This window comes from Pseudomonas caspiana (assembly GCF_040224095.2).
GTDB lineage: Bacteria > Pseudomonadota > Gammaproteobacteria > Pseudomonadales > Pseudomonadaceae > Aquipseudomonas > Aquipseudomonas caspiana.
Genome location: NZ_CP167995.1, coordinates 195,936 through 211,652, shown reverse-complemented (window position 1 = coordinate 211,652; position 15,717 = coordinate 195,936). Strand labels below are relative to the sequence as shown.

Annotated in this window: 13 protein-coding genes; 11 read left to right on the top strand and 2 right to left on the bottom strand. The window is 58.4% G+C overall.

The window, feature by feature from the left end:
- The first annotated feature begins 126 nt into the window (after positions 1-126).
- Positions 127-1,170, top strand: a complete 1,044-nt coding sequence (locus ABRP31_RS00965) for a methyl-accepting chemotaxis protein (RefSeq protein ID WP_349971076.1) — start codon at positions 127-129, stop codon at positions 1,168-1,170.
- Between the two features lie 126 nt (positions 1,171-1,296).
- Here ABRP31_RS00965 and ABRP31_RS00960 read toward each other — a convergent pair whose 3' ends face one another.
- Complete coding sequence (locus tag ABRP31_RS00960; RefSeq protein ID WP_349971075.1) at positions 1,297-2,886, bottom strand: gamma-glutamyltransferase family protein; 1,590 nt, start codon at positions 2,884-2,886, stop codon at positions 1,297-1,299.
- Complete coding sequence (oxlT, locus tag ABRP31_RS00955) at positions 2,887-4,179, bottom strand: oxalate/formate MFS antiporter (protein ID WP_349971074.1); 1,293 nt, start codon at positions 4,177-4,179, stop codon at positions 2,887-2,889. It lies immediately after the preceding gene.
- A 411-nt stretch (positions 4,180-4,590) separates the two neighbouring features.
- On the opposite strand from oxlT, the gene ABRP31_RS00950 reads away from it, so the two are divergent.
- The 10 genes from ABRP31_RS00950 (at position 4,591) to ABRP31_RS00905 (ending at position 15,615) form a co-directional block, all read left to right on the top strand.
- Positions 4,591-5,052 carry an Lrp/AsnC family transcriptional regulator gene (locus tag ABRP31_RS00950; RefSeq protein ID WP_087268594.1) on the top strand — a complete coding sequence of 154 codons (462 nt, stop codon included), beginning with the start codon at positions 4,591-4,593 and terminating at the stop codon, positions 5,050-5,052.
- Positions 5,053-5,208: 156 nt separating this feature from the next.
- On the top strand, positions 5,209-6,888 hold the full coding sequence (locus ABRP31_RS00945; RefSeq protein WP_349971073.1) for an FAD-dependent oxidoreductase: 1,680 nt from the start codon (positions 5,209-5,211) through the stop codon (positions 6,886-6,888).
- Positions 6,889-6,904: 16 nt separating this feature from the next.
- Positions 6,905-7,705: a carbon-nitrogen hydrolase family protein gene (locus ABRP31_RS00940; RefSeq protein WP_349971072.1), complete on the top strand. Its 801-nt coding sequence runs from the start codon at positions 6,905-6,907 to the stop codon at positions 7,703-7,705.
- A gap of 221 nt (positions 7,706-7,926) precedes the next feature.
- Positions 7,927-10,215: a pyrroloquinoline quinone biosynthesis protein PqqF gene (gene pqqF, locus ABRP31_RS00935; protein WP_349971071.1), complete on the top strand. Its 2,289-nt coding sequence runs from the start codon at positions 7,927-7,929 to the stop codon at positions 10,213-10,215.
- A 153-nt stretch (positions 10,216-10,368) separates the two neighbouring features.
- On the top strand, positions 10,369-10,440 hold the full coding sequence (pqqA, locus tag ABRP31_RS00930; RefSeq protein ID WP_008365141.1) for a pyrroloquinoline quinone precursor peptide PqqA: 72 nt from the start codon (positions 10,369-10,371) through the stop codon (positions 10,438-10,440).
- A gap of 102 nt (positions 10,441-10,542) precedes the next feature.
- A complete protein-coding gene (gene pqqB / locus ABRP31_RS00925) occupies positions 10,543-11,454 on the top strand; it encodes a pyrroloquinoline quinone biosynthesis protein PqqB (RefSeq protein WP_349971070.1) in 912 nt (303 codons plus the stop codon).
- Between the two features lie 164 nt (positions 11,455-11,618).
- Positions 11,619-12,374, top strand: a complete 756-nt coding sequence (gene pqqC / locus ABRP31_RS00920; protein ID WP_099268493.1) for a pyrroloquinoline-quinone synthase PqqC — start codon at positions 11,619-11,621, stop codon at positions 12,372-12,374.
- Positions 12,371-12,646, top strand: a complete 276-nt coding sequence (gene pqqD, locus ABRP31_RS00915; RefSeq protein WP_027899483.1) for a pyrroloquinoline quinone biosynthesis peptide chaperone PqqD — start codon at positions 12,371-12,373, stop codon at positions 12,644-12,646. The genes pqqC and pqqD overlap by 4 nt, the downstream gene beginning before the upstream one ends.
- Complete coding sequence (gene pqqE, locus ABRP31_RS00910; protein WP_176469980.1) at positions 12,618-13,805, top strand: pyrroloquinoline quinone biosynthesis protein PqqE; 1,188 nt, start codon at positions 12,618-12,620, stop codon at positions 13,803-13,805. The genes pqqD and pqqE overlap by 29 nt, the downstream gene beginning before the upstream one ends.
- On the top strand, positions 13,771-15,615 hold the full coding sequence (locus tag ABRP31_RS00905; RefSeq protein ID WP_349971069.1) for a S9 family peptidase: 1,845 nt from the start codon (positions 13,771-13,773) through the stop codon (positions 15,613-15,615). The genes pqqE and ABRP31_RS00905 overlap by 35 nt, the downstream gene beginning before the upstream one ends.
- Positions 15,616-15,717: the final 102 nt, after the last annotated feature.

The window sequence follows — 15,717 nt, the reverse complement described above, 5'->3', positions numbered from 1 at the left end:
ACCAAATAGGAAGTTCAAACTTCCGCACTCCAAGGGGCAATCAATAGCCCCTTTTTCTGTACCTTTTTTTGCACATTGTTTATGTGAAGGCTGCCGCCTCCTATAACTTTTTGAAGCAGAAAGCACATGATCGAACCCGAACGGATAGTCACTCTCTCCCGAGAAGTGGAAGCGTTAGCGAATCGAGGTGTCAGCGACATACAAATGATCACGCGGCAAACTCGACTCTTGGCGATCAATGCACTGATTGAAGCGGCGCATGCGGGTAAAGCCGGATTGGGATTTTCCGTCGTGGCGGAAGAGGTCAAGGACATATCCGAACGGATTTCGAAAATCGCCAGTGGCCTGACCCAGGATTTGCAGGCATCAGTCAATGAACTGACTGATCTGGGCCGAGGCATGTGCTTTGACGTACGCGGTCAGCGGCTGGCGGATCTGTCGCTGAATATGATCGAGATCATCGACCGCAACCTTTATGAGCGTACGTGCGATGTCCGTTGGTGGGCGACGGATGCTTCGCTGGTCGATGCATTAACCACAACCACGCCGGAAACCAGCGCTCACGCCAGCGGGCGGTTAGGGATCATCCTCGATAGCTACACCGTGTATCTGGATATCTGGGTTGCAGACACCAAAGGACGCGTCATCGCCTCGGGTCGGCCAGACACTTTCGGCAAGGTCATCGGTGCCAACGTGGCAGAGGCACCATGGTTCAAGCAGGCCGTGCGGCACTCATCCGGTGATCAGTATTTTGCCGGGGAAGTGGCGGTGGAACCGTTACTTAACGGCTCGCAAACCTGCGCATTCAGTGCGGCTGTACGCAGCAAGGCCGGCAAGCAAACGCCGGTAATTGGTGTGATCGGGATTTTCTTCGACTGGAAAAATCAGGCGGACTCGATCATCAACGGCGTGCGCTTGAGTGACGAAGAGCGCGCTCGAAGCCGGGTGATGCTGGTCGACGCCAAGCACAACGTCATCGCCAGCTCCGACGCCCAGAGCCATTTGGGGCAGAACGTTGATTTGCAGATCAAAGCCGGACAGGCCAGCGGTTACAGCACCCAGCCCAACAACGTCATCCAGGGCTACTCGATGACGCCTGGATTCGAGACCTATCCCGGCATGGGCTGGCTGGGTGTGATTGAGCAGCAATTGCCAGCGATAGAGGCGTAGCTCAACCGAACTGTCTGAAATGCACTCCTGTAGGAGCTGCCGAAGGCTGCGATTTAATTATCCTGAAACACCGCCTTCGCAGCCTTCGGCAGCTCCTACAGGGGCCGTGTTGTTGCGTGATTACACTCAATACCCCGCCGCCGCCCCATTACTGCGCGGATCAAACGCACCTTCGAAAGAACCATTTGGCAAGCGTACCGCCGCTGCCGCATGCCCCATGGTTTCGGTAAAGGGCGCGAGTATCTCGACCTCATGACCAAGGGCTTTCAGTTGTTCGATCACTTCGGGCGCGATACGCGACTCCAGCTTCAACGTGTCACTGCTGTCGCCCCAGGTTCTGCCCAGCAACCAACGCGGCGCGGTGACGGCCTGCTGCAATGATTGATTGAACACCGCATACCGACTGAACACGGCAGCCTGGGTTTGGGGCTGGCCGTCGCCACCCATGGTGCCGTAAACCAGCGTGCGCCCGTCACTCAACCGCGCCGCCGCAGGATTCAACGTGTGGAACGGTTTCTTGCCCGGCTTCAGCGCCAACAGATGATCGGGATCGAGACTGAATGAGGCGCCCCGGTTCTGCCAGTTCAGGCCGCTTTCCGGCAACACTACGCCGCTGCCGAACTCGTGATAGATGCTCTGGATAAACGACACCGCCAAGCCATTGTTGTCGATGATGCCCATCCAGATCGTATCGCCCGGCCCCTTGCCCTCGCCCCACGCCGCTGCGTGCTGCGGATCGATTCGCTCGGCCAGAGTGTGCAGGTAATCCGCTTCGAGACAGGCCTGCGGCTCGATGGTCATGTGCTCGGGATCAGTAATGTGTTCATCGCGCACCGCAAACGCCAGCTTGGTGGCTTCAACCAAAGTATGGATGTGCTCGGCGCTATCGGCTGCACATTGGTTCAGACTCGCATGGTCGGCGATGCCGAGGATCATTTGCGACACCAGCCCCTGACTTGGGGGCGGCATATTGAACACGGTGCCAGCGCTGTGCTGGAGCGCCAAAGCCCGAACACGTTTGGCGCGATATCCCTCCAGGTCACTGCGAGTGACCGGGGCACCCACCCGCTCTAAATCCTTGGCGATGGAGTCCGCCAGCGAACCGCGATAGAAACTGTCGAGCCCCTCTTCTGCCAGCGTTCGCAGGGTCCCGGCGAGGCGAGTCTGTTTGAACAGACTGCCCGCAACAGGGGCTTTTCCGTCGTGCAGAAAGGTTTCGGCAAAGCCCGGAATATCCTGTAATTCAGCCTTCTTGCTGGCGGTTGCCATGTGCTGGGACGGGGTGACCGGGATGCCGGATTGCGCATAGAAAATCGCATCAGCCAACAGCCGGGGCAGTGGCAGACGACCGTCCCTTTCAGCGCTGACTTGCAACGCTTCTTGCCAACCGCCCACGGTCCCGGCGACCGTCAGTGCGGCGCCGGAACCGCGAACCGGGATGCGCGTCATGCCCGCGTAGCGCTCCATCGTCGCAAGGCTGCCGGCCGGGCCGCTCGCATCAATGGCAATTGGTTCGCCTTCGGGCGGGACAATCAACCAGAAGCCATCGCCACCCAGGCTGTTCATGTGCGGATACACCACCGCAATCGTAGCGGCCGCCGCGACCATCGCCTCAATCGCGTTGCCACCCTCGCGCAATATGGCCAATGCCGATTGAGCAGCAAGGCTATGAGGCGCGACGGCGATGCCACGGGCTGCGAGCGTTGTATTAAGCATTCAGACTCCTTGGTTGACAGGCTGCGGGGCATTCTTCGCCAGCCAGTTGATACGCATGCGTTTGAGGACGAAAAAGGCCAGTGCGGCGGTAATGATGTCGAAGCTGATCGCGACGGCAAACACCGGAACCCAACTGTCGGTGTATTGGTGCAGCAATGCCGCCACCGGACCGCCGAAGATTGAGCCAATGCCTTGCGCCATGTACAGAAAGCCGTAGTTGGTCGTTGCGTTTTTGCTGCCGAAGGTATCCGTCAGCGTCGACGGGAACAGCGAGAAAATCTCACCCCAACCGAGAAACACCACGCCCGACAGCAGCACGAAAAGCACCGGGTTATCGATGGTCAGAAACCACAACGTCATGGCGACGCCTTCAAAAAAGAAGGCGAAGGCCATGGTGTTTTCCCGGCCCCAATGATCAGAGATCCAGCCAAACAATGGCCGGGTCAGGCCGTTGCAGATGCGGTCGATGGTCAACGCAAGGGGCAAGGCAGCCATGCCCATGACCATCACGTTGGTCATGCCGAAGTCCTTGGCGAAACTGGCCATCTGCGAGGTGACCATCAAGCCCGAAGTGGACATCATGGTGAACATCGCGAACATCAGCCAGAAAAGCGGTGTTTTAAGCATCTGACGGGGCGTCACATCGGCCACCACTCTGCCCACTATCGGCACAGGCTGTTCGGCAAGTTGCGCGGGCGGTTGACGCAAGAACTGAGAAGCGACAAAACCCACGACGCCGAGGATCAGGCCGAAGGTCATCAGCGTCGACTCCATGCCGACATCCTTGAGGCTGTTGCTGATCGGGAAGGTCGTGAGCATCGCGCCCATGCCATAACCCGCCGCGACAGCACCCGCCGCCAGACCGCGACGATCCGGGAACCAGCGCACCATCAAACCGACGATGCCGACGTACACGATGCCAGTCCCCAGCCCACCCAGCAGGCCATAACTCAGGTACAACGCCGTCAATGAAGTCGCCTGACTGGCCAGTACCCAACTCAAACCGGATAGCACGCAGCCCGTAGCGATCAACTTGCGCAGACCAAAACGATCAATCAACCAGCCTTGGGCCGGTGAAAAGAATGTCTGCAGAATAATTAACAGGGAGAAAGTTATTTGCACCTGAGCCAGTGAAACACCCAACTTCTGTGTTAATGGGCCGGTGAATAAAGTCCACACATACTGCGGACTGGAAATGGCCATCATACAAACCATGCCGATAACCAACTGATACCAGCGCGAACTGAAAGCCCCGACAGCTGGCTGCTCTAGCGTAAGCGTCTTGCTGACCATAACGAATCTCACTGTGTAAGTGGGTTATGCGTCTTGTTCAGCAAGTGACATGCCAACTCAACTTGAGCACTCATGATATAGAGGATGGACTTTATATACGCCAGGCAACGTTATGAAAAACAGTCGCCCGCACTTTAAACTTCCGAGGCAAGAGTCGAAATAACGGCATTAATAGTGTTCAGATTAAATTGAGACATTACTTATTAACGACCTTCACTCTACGCCTACCCTCCGGACTCATCTAACGCTAGCCAGACACAAGACATCGCTTAACGGACACATTGCCTTTTTAGTTCAAGAATCGGCTCATGGCGAGCGCACCAGAATGATTCTTCTTGCTTCGTTTTAGCTCGTGGCAACCCATTGGCAGCCACCACAGGTAATATGCCCGCAGCCTTGAAGGAGAGAAGCTTGTCCACAACCCGCCAGCCCGTCCTCGATGAAATCGACCGCCAGTTGATCGCGGCCCTGCAGCTCAATGCTCGCGAAAGCGTTGCGATGCTCGCACGGCAACTGGGTATCGCCCGCACCACGGTCACGTCCAGGCTGGCACGGCTGGAAAGCGCCAAGGTCATCACCGGCTATGGCGTACGCCTGAGCCAGCGTGTCGTCGACGGTGGTCTGCAGGCGTATGTCGGGATCACCGTGCAACCGCGTTCAGGCAAGGAAGTGCTGCGCCGCCTTAGCAGCCTGGCTCAGGTTCAGCAGCTGTGTGCTGTGAGTGGCGAATTCGACTACGTGGCCTGGCTTCGTACCGACTCTCCCGAGCAACTGGACCAATTGCTGGATTTGATCGGCAGCGTTGATGGCGTCGAGAAAACCACGACCTCAATAATCCTCAGCAGCAAGATTGATCGCGGGCAGCCTGTTTAAAACAAGGCAGCTCCTACAGAAAATGTATTTCAATCCAAATTGACCGATACTTTCGTCATATCGCACAAAATCACTCCATAACGACGACACTTTGCGTCTTATTTACGTTCCTGCGCTTGTCTAGACTGTGCCTTTCGCGTTCCAGCCAGGTCAGTCATGAAAAACAATCGCCATCCCGCAGACGGTAAGAAGCCGATCACTATTTTCGGCCCGGACTTCCCCTTCGCTTTCGACGACTGGATTGAGCATCCCGCCGGGCTGGGCAGTATTCCGACCGAGAATCACGGCCAGGAAGTGGCGATTGTCGGCGCGGGCATCGCCGGGCTGGTGGCGGCCTATGAACTGATGAAGCTGGGCCTCAAGCCCGTCGTCTACGAGGCATCAAAGATGGGCGGCCGTCTGCGCTCCCAGGCTTTTGAAGGCACGGAAGGCATCATCGCGGAGCTGGGCGGCATGCGTTTCCCGGTGTCTTCCACGGCGTTCTACCACTATGTCGACAAGCTTGGCCTGGAATCGAAGCCCTTTCCAAACCCGCTGACCGCTGCCTCGGGCAGTACCGTTATCGATCTGGAAGGCGTGACCTATTACGCGCAAAAACTCTCGGATCTCCCCGCGATGTTTCAGGAAGTGGCCGACGCCTGGGCCGATGCGCTGGAAGAAGGTTCGGGCTTCAAGGACATTCAGCAAGCCATCCGCGACCGCGATGTGCCGCGCCTCAAAGAGCTATGGAACACCTTGGTGCCGTTGTGGGATGACCGCACGTTTTATGATTTCGTCGCCACCTCCAAAGCGTTCGCCAAACTGTCGTTCTACCACCGCGAAGTTTTCGGCCAGGTCGGTTTCGGCACCGGCGGCTGGGATTCAGACTTCCCCAACTCGATGCTGGAAATTTTTCGCGTGGTCATGACCAACTGCGACGACCACCAGCACCTGATCGTTGGCGGCGTAGAACAAGTGCCGCTGGGCATCTGGCGGCATGTTCCGGAGCGCTGTGCCCACTGGCCTGAAGGCACCAGCCTTGCCTCATTGCACCATGGCGCGCCACGTACCGGCGTAAAGCGCATTGCCCGCGCCGAAGACGGTCTGCTGGCCGTCACTGATAACTGGGGCGATATCCGCCACTATGCTGCCGTGCTGACCACCTGCCAGAGCTGGTTGTTGACCACCCAGATCGAGTGCGAAGAGTCGTTGTTCTCGCAAAAAATGTGGATGGCGCTGGACCGTACGCGCTACATGCAATCGTCGAAAACTTTCGTGATGGTCGACCGTCCATTCTGGAAAGACAAAGACCCCGAGACCGGCCGCGACCTGATGAGCATGACCCTCACCGATCGCCTGACCCGTGGCACTTACCTGTTCGATAACGGCGACGACAAGCCCGGCGTGATCTGCCTGTCTTACTCGTGGATGAGCGACGCGCTGAAAATGTTGCCGCAGCCCATCGACAAACGGGTCAAACTGGCACTCGATGCGCTGAAGAAGATCTACCCTAAAGTCGACATCGCGGCGCGGATCATCGGCGACCCGATAACCGTTTCCTGGGAAGCGGACCCGCATTTCCTCGGTGCCTTTAAGGGTGCATTGCCAGGGCATTACCGCTATAACCAGCGGATGTACGCGCACTTCATGCAGCAAGACATGCCCGTCGAGCAGCGCGGCATGTTTATCGCTGGAGACGACGTCTCTTGGACACCCGCCTGGGTCGAAGGCGCAGTGCAGACCTCACTGAACGCAGTGTGGGGCATCATGACCCACTTCGGCGGCAAAACTCACGCCGACAACCCAGGCCCCGGTGATGTGTTCCACGAGATTGGTCCCATCGCCCTGACCGACTGAACAAAAGGCATGAATCATGCGCATCGCCCTGTACCAATGCCCGCCCCTGCCGCTGGATATCGGCGGCAACCTGCAACGTCTGGATGATCAGGCGCGAGAGGCGGCAGCGCTCGGTGCGGAGCTTTTGGTTTGTCCTGAAATGTTTCTCACCGGCTACAACATCGGTGCCGAGGCGGCGCGTACATTGGCGCAACCCAGTGATGGCTTCGCCGCGGGGGATATCGCCGCGATCGCCAAGGGTTACGGCATCGCGATCCTCTATGGATACCCGGAGTTGGGCGTCGACGATTTGATCTACAACTCAGTGCAGCTGATCGACGGCCACGGCAAAACCCTCTGCAACTATCGCAAGACGCACCTGTACGGCGAACTGGACAAGGCGATGTTCAGCCCGGGCGAGGACCGCTTCCCGATTGTGGAGTTAAACGGTTGGCGTCTGGGCTTTCTAATCTGTTATGACGTCGAGTTTCCAGAGAACACCCGACGACTGGCGCTGGAAGGTGCCGAGTTGATTCTGGTGCCGACGGCTAACATGGCACCTTATGATTTTGTCGCCGAAGTGACAGTCCGCGCCCGAGCTTACGAGAATCAGTGCTACGTGGTTTACGCCAACTATTGCGGCAGCGAAGACGACATCCATTACTGCGGCCTGAGCAGCCTCTGCGCCCCGGATGGCAGTCGGCTGGCCGTGGCACAGCAGGATGAAGTGCTGATCTGGGGCACGCTGGACCGAGAGTTGATGGAGCAGTCGCGGTCGATCAATACCTACTTCAATGATCGGCGGCCGGGGTTGTATGTGGGGTTGGGGCAGGGTTGAACTGTAGCCTCTAACGATTTACAAATCACTGAATTGAAATGCACTTTCTGTAGGAGCTCACGAGCACCGCGAGGCAGCGATGGCGTCTTGTCTGATACACCGCCATCGCGGCCTCGCGGTGCTCGTGCGCTCCTACAGGTCTATCGTTTACCGCGAAGCCGCGCGGTGCCATGCACAACCAATTCCGCTAGCATGACCTGATCACGTCATCCGGAACGCCCATGCCTGCCTCCCCCACCACCGAACATCTGACGCTCGCCAACGGCCTGAACGTCGTGTTGTGCCATGCGCCACGGCTCAAGCGTTGCGCTGCTTCATTGCGGGTCGCAGCGGGTAGTCATGATGTGTCGGCGGCATGGCCGGGGCTTGCGCATTTTCTGGAGCATCTGTTCTTCCTCGGTACCGAGCGGTTTGCCGGGGATGAAAAGCTGATGACTTTCGTCCAGCGTCATGGCGGGCAGATCAACGCCAGCACCCGCGAGCGAACCACTGATTTCTTTTTCGAGCTCCCCGAACCGGTGTTCGCCCAAGGGCTGGAGCGCCTCTGCGACATGCTCGCTCACCCACGCATGATGCTGGCCGATCAACTGCGCGAGCGGGAAGTCCTGCATGCCGAGTTCATCGCCTGGTCTCGCGACGCCACTGCGCGTCAGCAGATACAGATGCTGGAAGGCATCTCTGCCCGCCATCCCCTACGCGCATTTCATGCAGGCAACCGCTACAGCTTGCCGGTGCCACGTCCGGCGTTTCAGCAGGCGTTACAGGCTTTCTATCATCGGTTTTATCAGGCCGGGCAAATGACCTTGTGCCTGGCGGGACCGCAGTCAATGGACGAGCTAAAACAGCTGGCGACGCGTTATGGCGCAGGGCTGGTCAGTGGCGTGAAGGTCACGCAAGCACACCCGCCTAAGCTGGTGGATGACGAGCGTCGAATACTCGTCAGCCCCGATCAGCAACTGCTGCTGGTGTGTGAGGATTTGCCTGAGGGAGCGGATGAAGCTGCCGCGTTTTTATGTCATTGCCTGAATGGCAGTAGAGCGGAGGGGGTGGTTGGAGCGCTGAAGGCGGAGGTGGTTTATCAGTTTGCGGGTCAATTGTTGATCAAGGTCGACGCCATCGCGAGCAAGCTCACTCCTACAGGGGGGCGTGTTACATCTGTAGGAGTGAGCTTGCTCGCGATGGCGTCAACGCTGATTCCAGACTGGATCTGCGCTTTCAAAACCCATTGGCCATCCCTGCACGACGACTATAACCGCCTTCAGCAACGGCACCTGGATGTCAGCTCCCCTCTTGAGCTAGCGCACTACCACGCCCGCAACCTGCCAAAAGGCCTGTCCAAGAACGGCCGTACAGCGCTGATCGCTTTGCTGGAGCAGATTCAACCGAACACACAACCTCCAGAAATCCATTGGCAGTTCCCGAAACCCAACCCATTCCTGAACGTACCGAGCAATGGCCACGAAGGTGCGCTTTACCTGCGCTGGTTACTGCCCGCCCCACAGCCGACGCTGTGGCGGATGTTTGATCAAAGCCTGAAGGCTCTCGCTCGAGATGCCAAGCAATCAGGCGTCAGTCTTGAGCTCAGTGCTTACGGCCGTTACTGGCAACTCAAGCTGACCGGCCTCGACGCTCCCATGCCGGATATCCTGAAGCATGCGTTACAACGGCTGAGCGCTCCGGACGATTCGGCCCAGGCGTACCTGAGCCAGCCGAGCGATGAACCCGCTCTGATTCCCATTCGACAGTTGCTCAAAGCGCTGCCCGATTGCTTTCTGAACGCAGCCCCCGCCTGTGAAACCACCGATGTTCAAGCTTTCTGGCCAGCGACGCAGTGGATCAGCTTCACCTCAGGCCTTGCACAGGAAACGATCCACGCGCTGAACACCGTATTACTCAGTACGCCGGGCCAGCGCGACGAGCAAACACTGCAAGCGCCAGCACTGGCACCCGGTAAACATTGGCAAGCCGCCGCGCCACACGCCTCGGAAGCCGCCGTGCTGCTGTTCTGTCCCGCGCCCTCTTCGTCCATCGTCGACGAAGCCGCCTGGCGATTATTGGCGCATCTGGCACAAGGCCCGTTCTACCAGCGCCTGAGGGTCGAGCTGCAACTGGGTTATGCGGTATTCAGCGGCCTGCGACAGATCGCCGGACGAACGGGAATACTTTTCGGCGCACAGTCACCTAACGCCTCGGTGCCGCAGTTGGTCGAGCACATTGAACAATTCCTGAACGATCTGCCGCGCTGGATAAACGAAGTGGATATGGCCGCTCAAACTGACGCCCTCATCGCACAACTGGACATCAACGCCATGGAAGCCCCGCAAGCCGCAGAGCTACGCTGGCAGGCGCATCTGGCGGGCCGCGACGAACGATTTATGTCGGCGCTGCATGAAACATTAAGAAACCTCGACAGGCATACTGTGTTGCAGGCCGCTGCTAGCCTTCAAAATGCAATTGGCGGCTGGCTCTGCCTGACCAACAGCCCGCAAAACCCATGGCACGCCGCGTGATCGTTACCAAAGCTGCAAAAGCTTTGTTCACTAATCCGACAGCCAGAATTTGTTAAATTAAGTAACATAGCTTCCTAACCATCGAACGTATGCCGTCGCAGGTGTACTAACGATTTACCACCCACCGCTGCAATCACCCAGAAGGAGTCTTTTATGTGGACTAAACCTGCTTACACTGATCTGCGTATCGGTTTCGAAGTCACCATGTACTTCGCAAGCCGTTGATTACAACGCGGTGCAAAGCCTCGGTTCGCCGGGGCTTTTTTTATTGGTGAGTTGTTTTTTCTTTTAGATCCTCCTTTCCATGCCTCGCCCCAGGGAGCTGACATGTACATCCAGATTCTAGGTTCCGCTGCTGGCGGCGGTTTTCCGCAGTGGAACTGTAATTGCGCGAACTGCGCCGGTTTCCGCGACGGTAGCCTGCGAGCTCATGCCCGGACCCAATCGTCCATCGCGCTCTCTGACGATGGCATCAACTGGGTGTTGTGCAACGCCTCTCCAGACATTCGCGCACAGCTTGCTGGCTTTGGTCCTATGCAACCGGGCCGCGCCCTGCGGGACACCGGGATCAGCGCAATCATCCTGATGGACAGCCAGATCGACCACACCACCGGCCTGCTCAGCTTGCGCGAAGGTTGCCCGCATCAGGTCTGGTGTACCGACATGGTTCACGAAGACCTGAGCACTGGCTTCCCGTTGTTCAACATGCTCAAGCACTGGAATGGCGGTCTGGTCTGGAACCGGATCGAGCTTGAAGGCAGTTTCGTGATTCCTGCATGCCCTAACCTGCGCTTCACGCCATTCCCGCTGCGCAGCGCCGCGCCGCCCTATTCGCCGCATCGCTTCGATCCGCATCCGGGTGACAACATCGGCCTGATGGTTGAAGACCTCAAGACCGGCGGCAAGCTGTTCTATGCGCCGGGGCTGGGCAAGGTTGATGATGCGCTGATGGAAAAAATGGTCGCCGCTGACTGCTTGCTGGTGGACGGCACGATGTGGGACGACGATGAGATGCAGCGTCGTGGCGTCGGTACGCGAACGGGTACTGAAATGGGCCATCTGGCACAAAACGGCCCTGGCGGCATGCTTGAAGTGCTGGAGCATCTGCCGAAACAGCGCAAGGTGCTTATCCACATCAATAACACTAACCCGATCCTCGACGAAGACTCGCCCGAGCGCGCGGAGCTTGCTCGGCGTAACGTTGAAGTGGCGTTTGATGGGATGAGTATTGAGTTGTAAGAGCTGTGAATACTGACCTGTGGGAGCGGTGCTTGGTCTGGGCGGCATTCCGACGATAAAGACACCTCGATCTAAAGTGAACCGCGTCCAGCCTTATCGCGGGCAAGCACCGCTCCCACAGGTCCGAGTCATTCAGAAAGAGATGTGTTGTTACAGGAGCCAAAATGAGCGAAGCAACGCCGCTGTCCCCCGCTGAATTCGAACAGGCTTTGCGTGCCAAAGGCGCGTATTACCACATCCACCACCCGTACCACGTGGCGATGTATGAAGGCCGTGCAACCCGCGAACAGATTCAGGGCTGGGTCGCCAACCGTTTTTACTACCAGGTCAACATCCCGCTCAAGGATGCCGCCATTCTTGCCAACTGCCCGGACCGTGAAATTCGTCGTGAGTGGATTCAGCGCCTGCTGGATCACGACGGTGCGCCCGGCGAAGACGGTGGCATTGAAGCCTGGTTGCGTTTGGGCCAGGCCGTTGGCCTGGACCCGGATCAGTTGCGCTCCCAGGAACTGGTCCTGCCCGGCGTACGTTTCGCCGTAGACGCCTACGTCAACTTTGCTCGCCGCGCCAACTGGCAGGAAGCCGCCAGCAGCTCGCTAACAGAGCTGTTCGCCCCGCAGATCCACCAGTCACGTCTGGACAGCTGGCCGCAGCATTACCCGTGGATCGATCCGGCCGGCTACGAGTATTTCCGTACCCGGCTGGGCCAGGCGCGTCGCGATGTGGAGCACGGTCTGACGATCACCCTGCAGCACTACACGACTTATGAAGGCCAGCAGCGCATGCTGGAAATCCTGCAGTTCAAACTCGACATTTTGTGGAGCATGCTGGACGCCATGAGCATGGCCTACGAGCTGAACCGCCCGCCTTATCACAGCGTGACCGACCAACGGGTCTGGCATAAGGGGATTGCCCTATGAGCTTTGATCGACAACAAGTCCCGAGCTGGCGTCGAGGCTACCGTTACCAGTTTGAACCGGCGCAGAACGGCCACGTGCTGCTCTACCCGGAAGGCATGATCAAACTCAATGAAAGCGCCAGCGCCATTGGTGGCTTGATCGATGGCCAGCGCAGCGTAGCGGCCATCATTGAAGCCCTGAACGAGCAGTTCCCGGGCTTTCCCGAGCTCGGCAGCGATGTCGAGCAATTCATGGAGGTCGCCCGTGGCGAACACTGGATCGAACTTGCCTGAGTCGACCCCGGTCGAGTCAGCGATCAAGATTCCGCCCAAGCCCGCGGTCGGTCTGCCGCTTTGGCTGCTGGCCGAGCTGACCTATCGCTGCCCGCTGCAATGCCCGTATTGCTCGAACCCATTGGACTTCGCCAAGCAAGGTCAGGAACTGACCACCGAGCAATGGTTCAAGGTCATGGCCGAAGCGCGGCAGATGGGGGCGGCGCAGATTGGCTTCTCAGGCGGCGAACCGCTGGTGCGTCAGGACTTGGCTGAGCTGATCCGCGAAGCCCGCCGTCTGGGCTATTACACCAACCTGATTACTTCGGGTATCGGTCTGACCGAACAGAAGATCATCGACTTCAAGGAAGCCGGCCTCGACCACATCCAGATCAGTTTCCAGGCCAGTGATGAGCAAGTGAACAACATGCTCGCAGGGTCGAAAAAAGCTTTTGCGCAAAAGCTGGAAATGGCTCGTGCAGTCAAAAAGCACGGCTACCCGATGGTGCTGAATTTCGTCACCCACCGGCACAACATCGACAAGATCGATAAAATTATCGAGCTGTGCATCGCCCTCGAAGCCGACTTCGTCGAGCTGGCAACGTGTCAGTTCTACGGCTGGGCGCACCTGAACCGCCAAGGCTTGCTGCCCACCAAGGATCAACTGGTTCGTGCCGAGCGGGTCACCAATGAATACCGCGACAAGCTCGCCGCCGAAAACCATCCCTGCAAGCTGATCTTCGTCACCCCGGATTACTACGAGGAACGTCCCAAGGCCTGCATGAACGGCTGGGGCAATATCTTCCTCACCGTCACCCCGGATGGTACCGCCCTGCCGTGCCATGGTGCGCGGCAAATGCCCGTGCAGTTCCCCAACGTTCGCGACCATACGATGCAGCACATCTGGTACGACTCGTTCGGTTTCAACCGTTTCCGTGGTTACGACTGGATGCCTGAACCGTGCCGCTCCTGCGATGAAAAAGAAAAGGATTTCGGCGGCTGCCGTTGTCAGGCATTCATGCTCACCGGCGACGCCGCCAACGCCGATCCGGTGTGCAGTAAATCGCCTCATCACGGGATGATTGTGCAGGCTCGAAAAGAAGCCGAATATGCTACCCAAACAATTGAGCAGCTGGCCTTTCGCAATGACAGAAACTCGCGCCTCATCGCCAAATCCTGACACGTTCACCGCAGCCCAGGCGGTCGCCGCCGGAGTCGACTTCGCCGAGCTGGCAGTCAACCCACTGGGCTTGTTCTGGAATGAATACCGGCCTGAGGATGGCGCGAGCCGCATCTGGCGCTGGTTTGAGGGCAATACAACCTGCCTGACACCCGATGGCTTCAGCGTGCGCAGCCGAGTGTATGAATACGGCGGTGGCTCGTTCTGCCTGACTGACGATGCGTTGGTGTTCGTCAACGAAAGCGATCAGCAGCTCTATCGCCAGCCCTTGGTGTTTGATGAGTTCGAAGGCGAGGGTCTGCCTGAAGCCATCACCACCGGCAAGAAACGCTACGGTGACCTGGTGTTTGCCAGCGGGCAGATTCTGGCCGTTGAAGAAGATAAGGACATCCACCAACTGGTCAGCATTGACGTCGCCAATGGCAAGCGTTTGGTTCTGGCGCGAGGGGCGGACTTCTATGCGTCGCCGACCCTCAGCCCTGACGGTCAGCGTCTGGCCTGGATTGAATGGCAAAAGCCGCACCAGCCCTGGACCAGCACGTTGTTGATGAGCAGCAAGCGTCAGGCGGCGGGCGGTTGGTCCGAGCCACGCTGCCTGGCGGGCGACCGCGATGAGGAGTCCATTCAGCAAGCGCGTTTTGACGCCACGGGACGTTTGTATTGCCTGAGCGATCAAGGCGGTTTCTGGCAGCCTTGTGTGGAAGGCTCATTCGGCCTGACCCACCTCAAGGCGTCCGACGCCGATCATGCGCCAGCGCCGTGGCAGCTAGGCGGTCGCAGTTGGTTGCCGCTGCCCCACGGTGCCTACCTTGGCACTTGGTCCGAGAATGGAACCGGAGTGTTGGGAATGCGCGACTCCCACGGCACGCTGGAGGACTTCAGCGGCGAGTACAGCCGCTTCCGCAGCCTGGCGCTCGACGATCAATATATCTATTGCATCGCGGCCTCAGCGACCAGCCCTTCCGCGGTGCTGGCGATCAGTCGCAAAGATCATAGCGTTCAGGTCCTGGCCGGTGGCGTTGCCCCCCTGCCGGCCGAACAGATCAGCCGTCCGCAAGCCCTGAGCTACAAGAGTGGCGACGGTGAAGCTCACGGTTATTTCTATCCGGCCATGAATGCTGTCGGCGCGCCGCCGCTGGTGGTGTTTGTCCACGGCGGACCGACCTCGGCCTGCTACCCGGTGCTTGATCCGAAAATCCAGTACTGGACCCAACGCGGCTTTGCCGTGGCGGATCTCAACTATCGCGGCAGCACCGGTTACGGCCGGGAGTATCGCCAGAGCCTGCACCTGAACTGGGGTGTGGCCGATGTGGAGGATGCCTGCGCAGTCGTTGCGCACTTGGCGGGACGCGGACTGATCAATCCGGATCAAGCCTTTATTCGCGGCGGCAGTGCCGGGGGATATACGACCCTGTGCGCGCTGGCCTTCAAGAAAGTCTTCCGCGCCGGTGCCAGCCTCTATGGCGTCAGCGATCCACTGGCGCTGGCCAAAGCCACGCATAAATTCGAAAGCGATTATCTGGATTGGCTGATCGGCGATCCGGAAGAGGACATCGACCGCTATCACGCTCGCACGCCGCTGCTGCATGCCGCCGAGATTCAGGTGCCGGTGATTTTCTTCCAGGGCGAGCTCGACGCCGTGGTCGTCCCAGAACAAACCCGCGCCATGCTGATGGCCCTGAAGTCCCGAGGCATTGAGGCTGAAGGGCATTTCTACGCAGACGAGCGCCACGGCTTCCGCAAGGCGGTCAACCAGGCGGATGCATTGACGAAGGAGTGGGCGTTTTATCGCAAGGTGATTGATGGGTGATCATTACACTTGGCTTGTCGGGCAACGCGACTAATTGAATTGGAACGCAGTCCTGTGGGAGCGGTGCTTGCCCGCGATAAGGCTGGACGCGATTGACCTTGT

Bases quoted from the DNA above. Each gene is read 5' to 3' on its own strand.
- ABRP31_RS00965 (WP_349971076.1), top strand. From the start codon at position 127: ATGATCGAACCCGAACGGATAGTCACTCTCTCCCGAGAAGTGGAAGCG.
- ABRP31_RS00960 (WP_349971075.1), bottom strand. From the start codon at position 2,886: ATGCTTAATACAACGCTCGCAGCCCGTGGCATCGCCGTCGCGCCTCAT.
- oxlT (WP_349971074.1), bottom strand. From the start codon at position 4,179: ATGGTCAGCAAGACGCTTACGCTAGAGCAGCCAGCTGTCGGGGCTTTC.
- ABRP31_RS00945 (WP_349971073.1), top strand. From the start codon at position 5,209: ATGAAAAACAATCGCCATCCCGCAGACGGTAAGAAGCCGATCACTATT.
- ABRP31_RS00940 (WP_349971072.1), top strand. From the start codon at position 6,905: ATGCGCATCGCCCTGTACCAATGCCCGCCCCTGCCGCTGGATATCGGC.
- pqqF (WP_349971071.1), top strand. From the start codon at position 7,927: ATGCCTGCCTCCCCCACCACCGAACATCTGACGCTCGCCAACGGCCTG.
- pqqB (WP_349971070.1), top strand. From the start codon at position 10,543: ATGTACATCCAGATTCTAGGTTCCGCTGCTGGCGGCGGTTTTCCGCAG.
- pqqC (WP_099268493.1), top strand. From the start codon at position 11,619: ATGAGCGAAGCAACGCCGCTGTCCCCCGCTGAATTCGAACAGGCTTTG.
- pqqD (WP_027899483.1), top strand. From the start codon at position 12,371: ATGAGCTTTGATCGACAACAAGTCCCGAGCTGGCGTCGAGGCTACCGT.
- ABRP31_RS00905 (WP_349971069.1), top strand. From the start codon at position 13,771: ATGACAGAAACTCGCGCCTCATCGCCAAATCCTGACACGTTCACCGCA.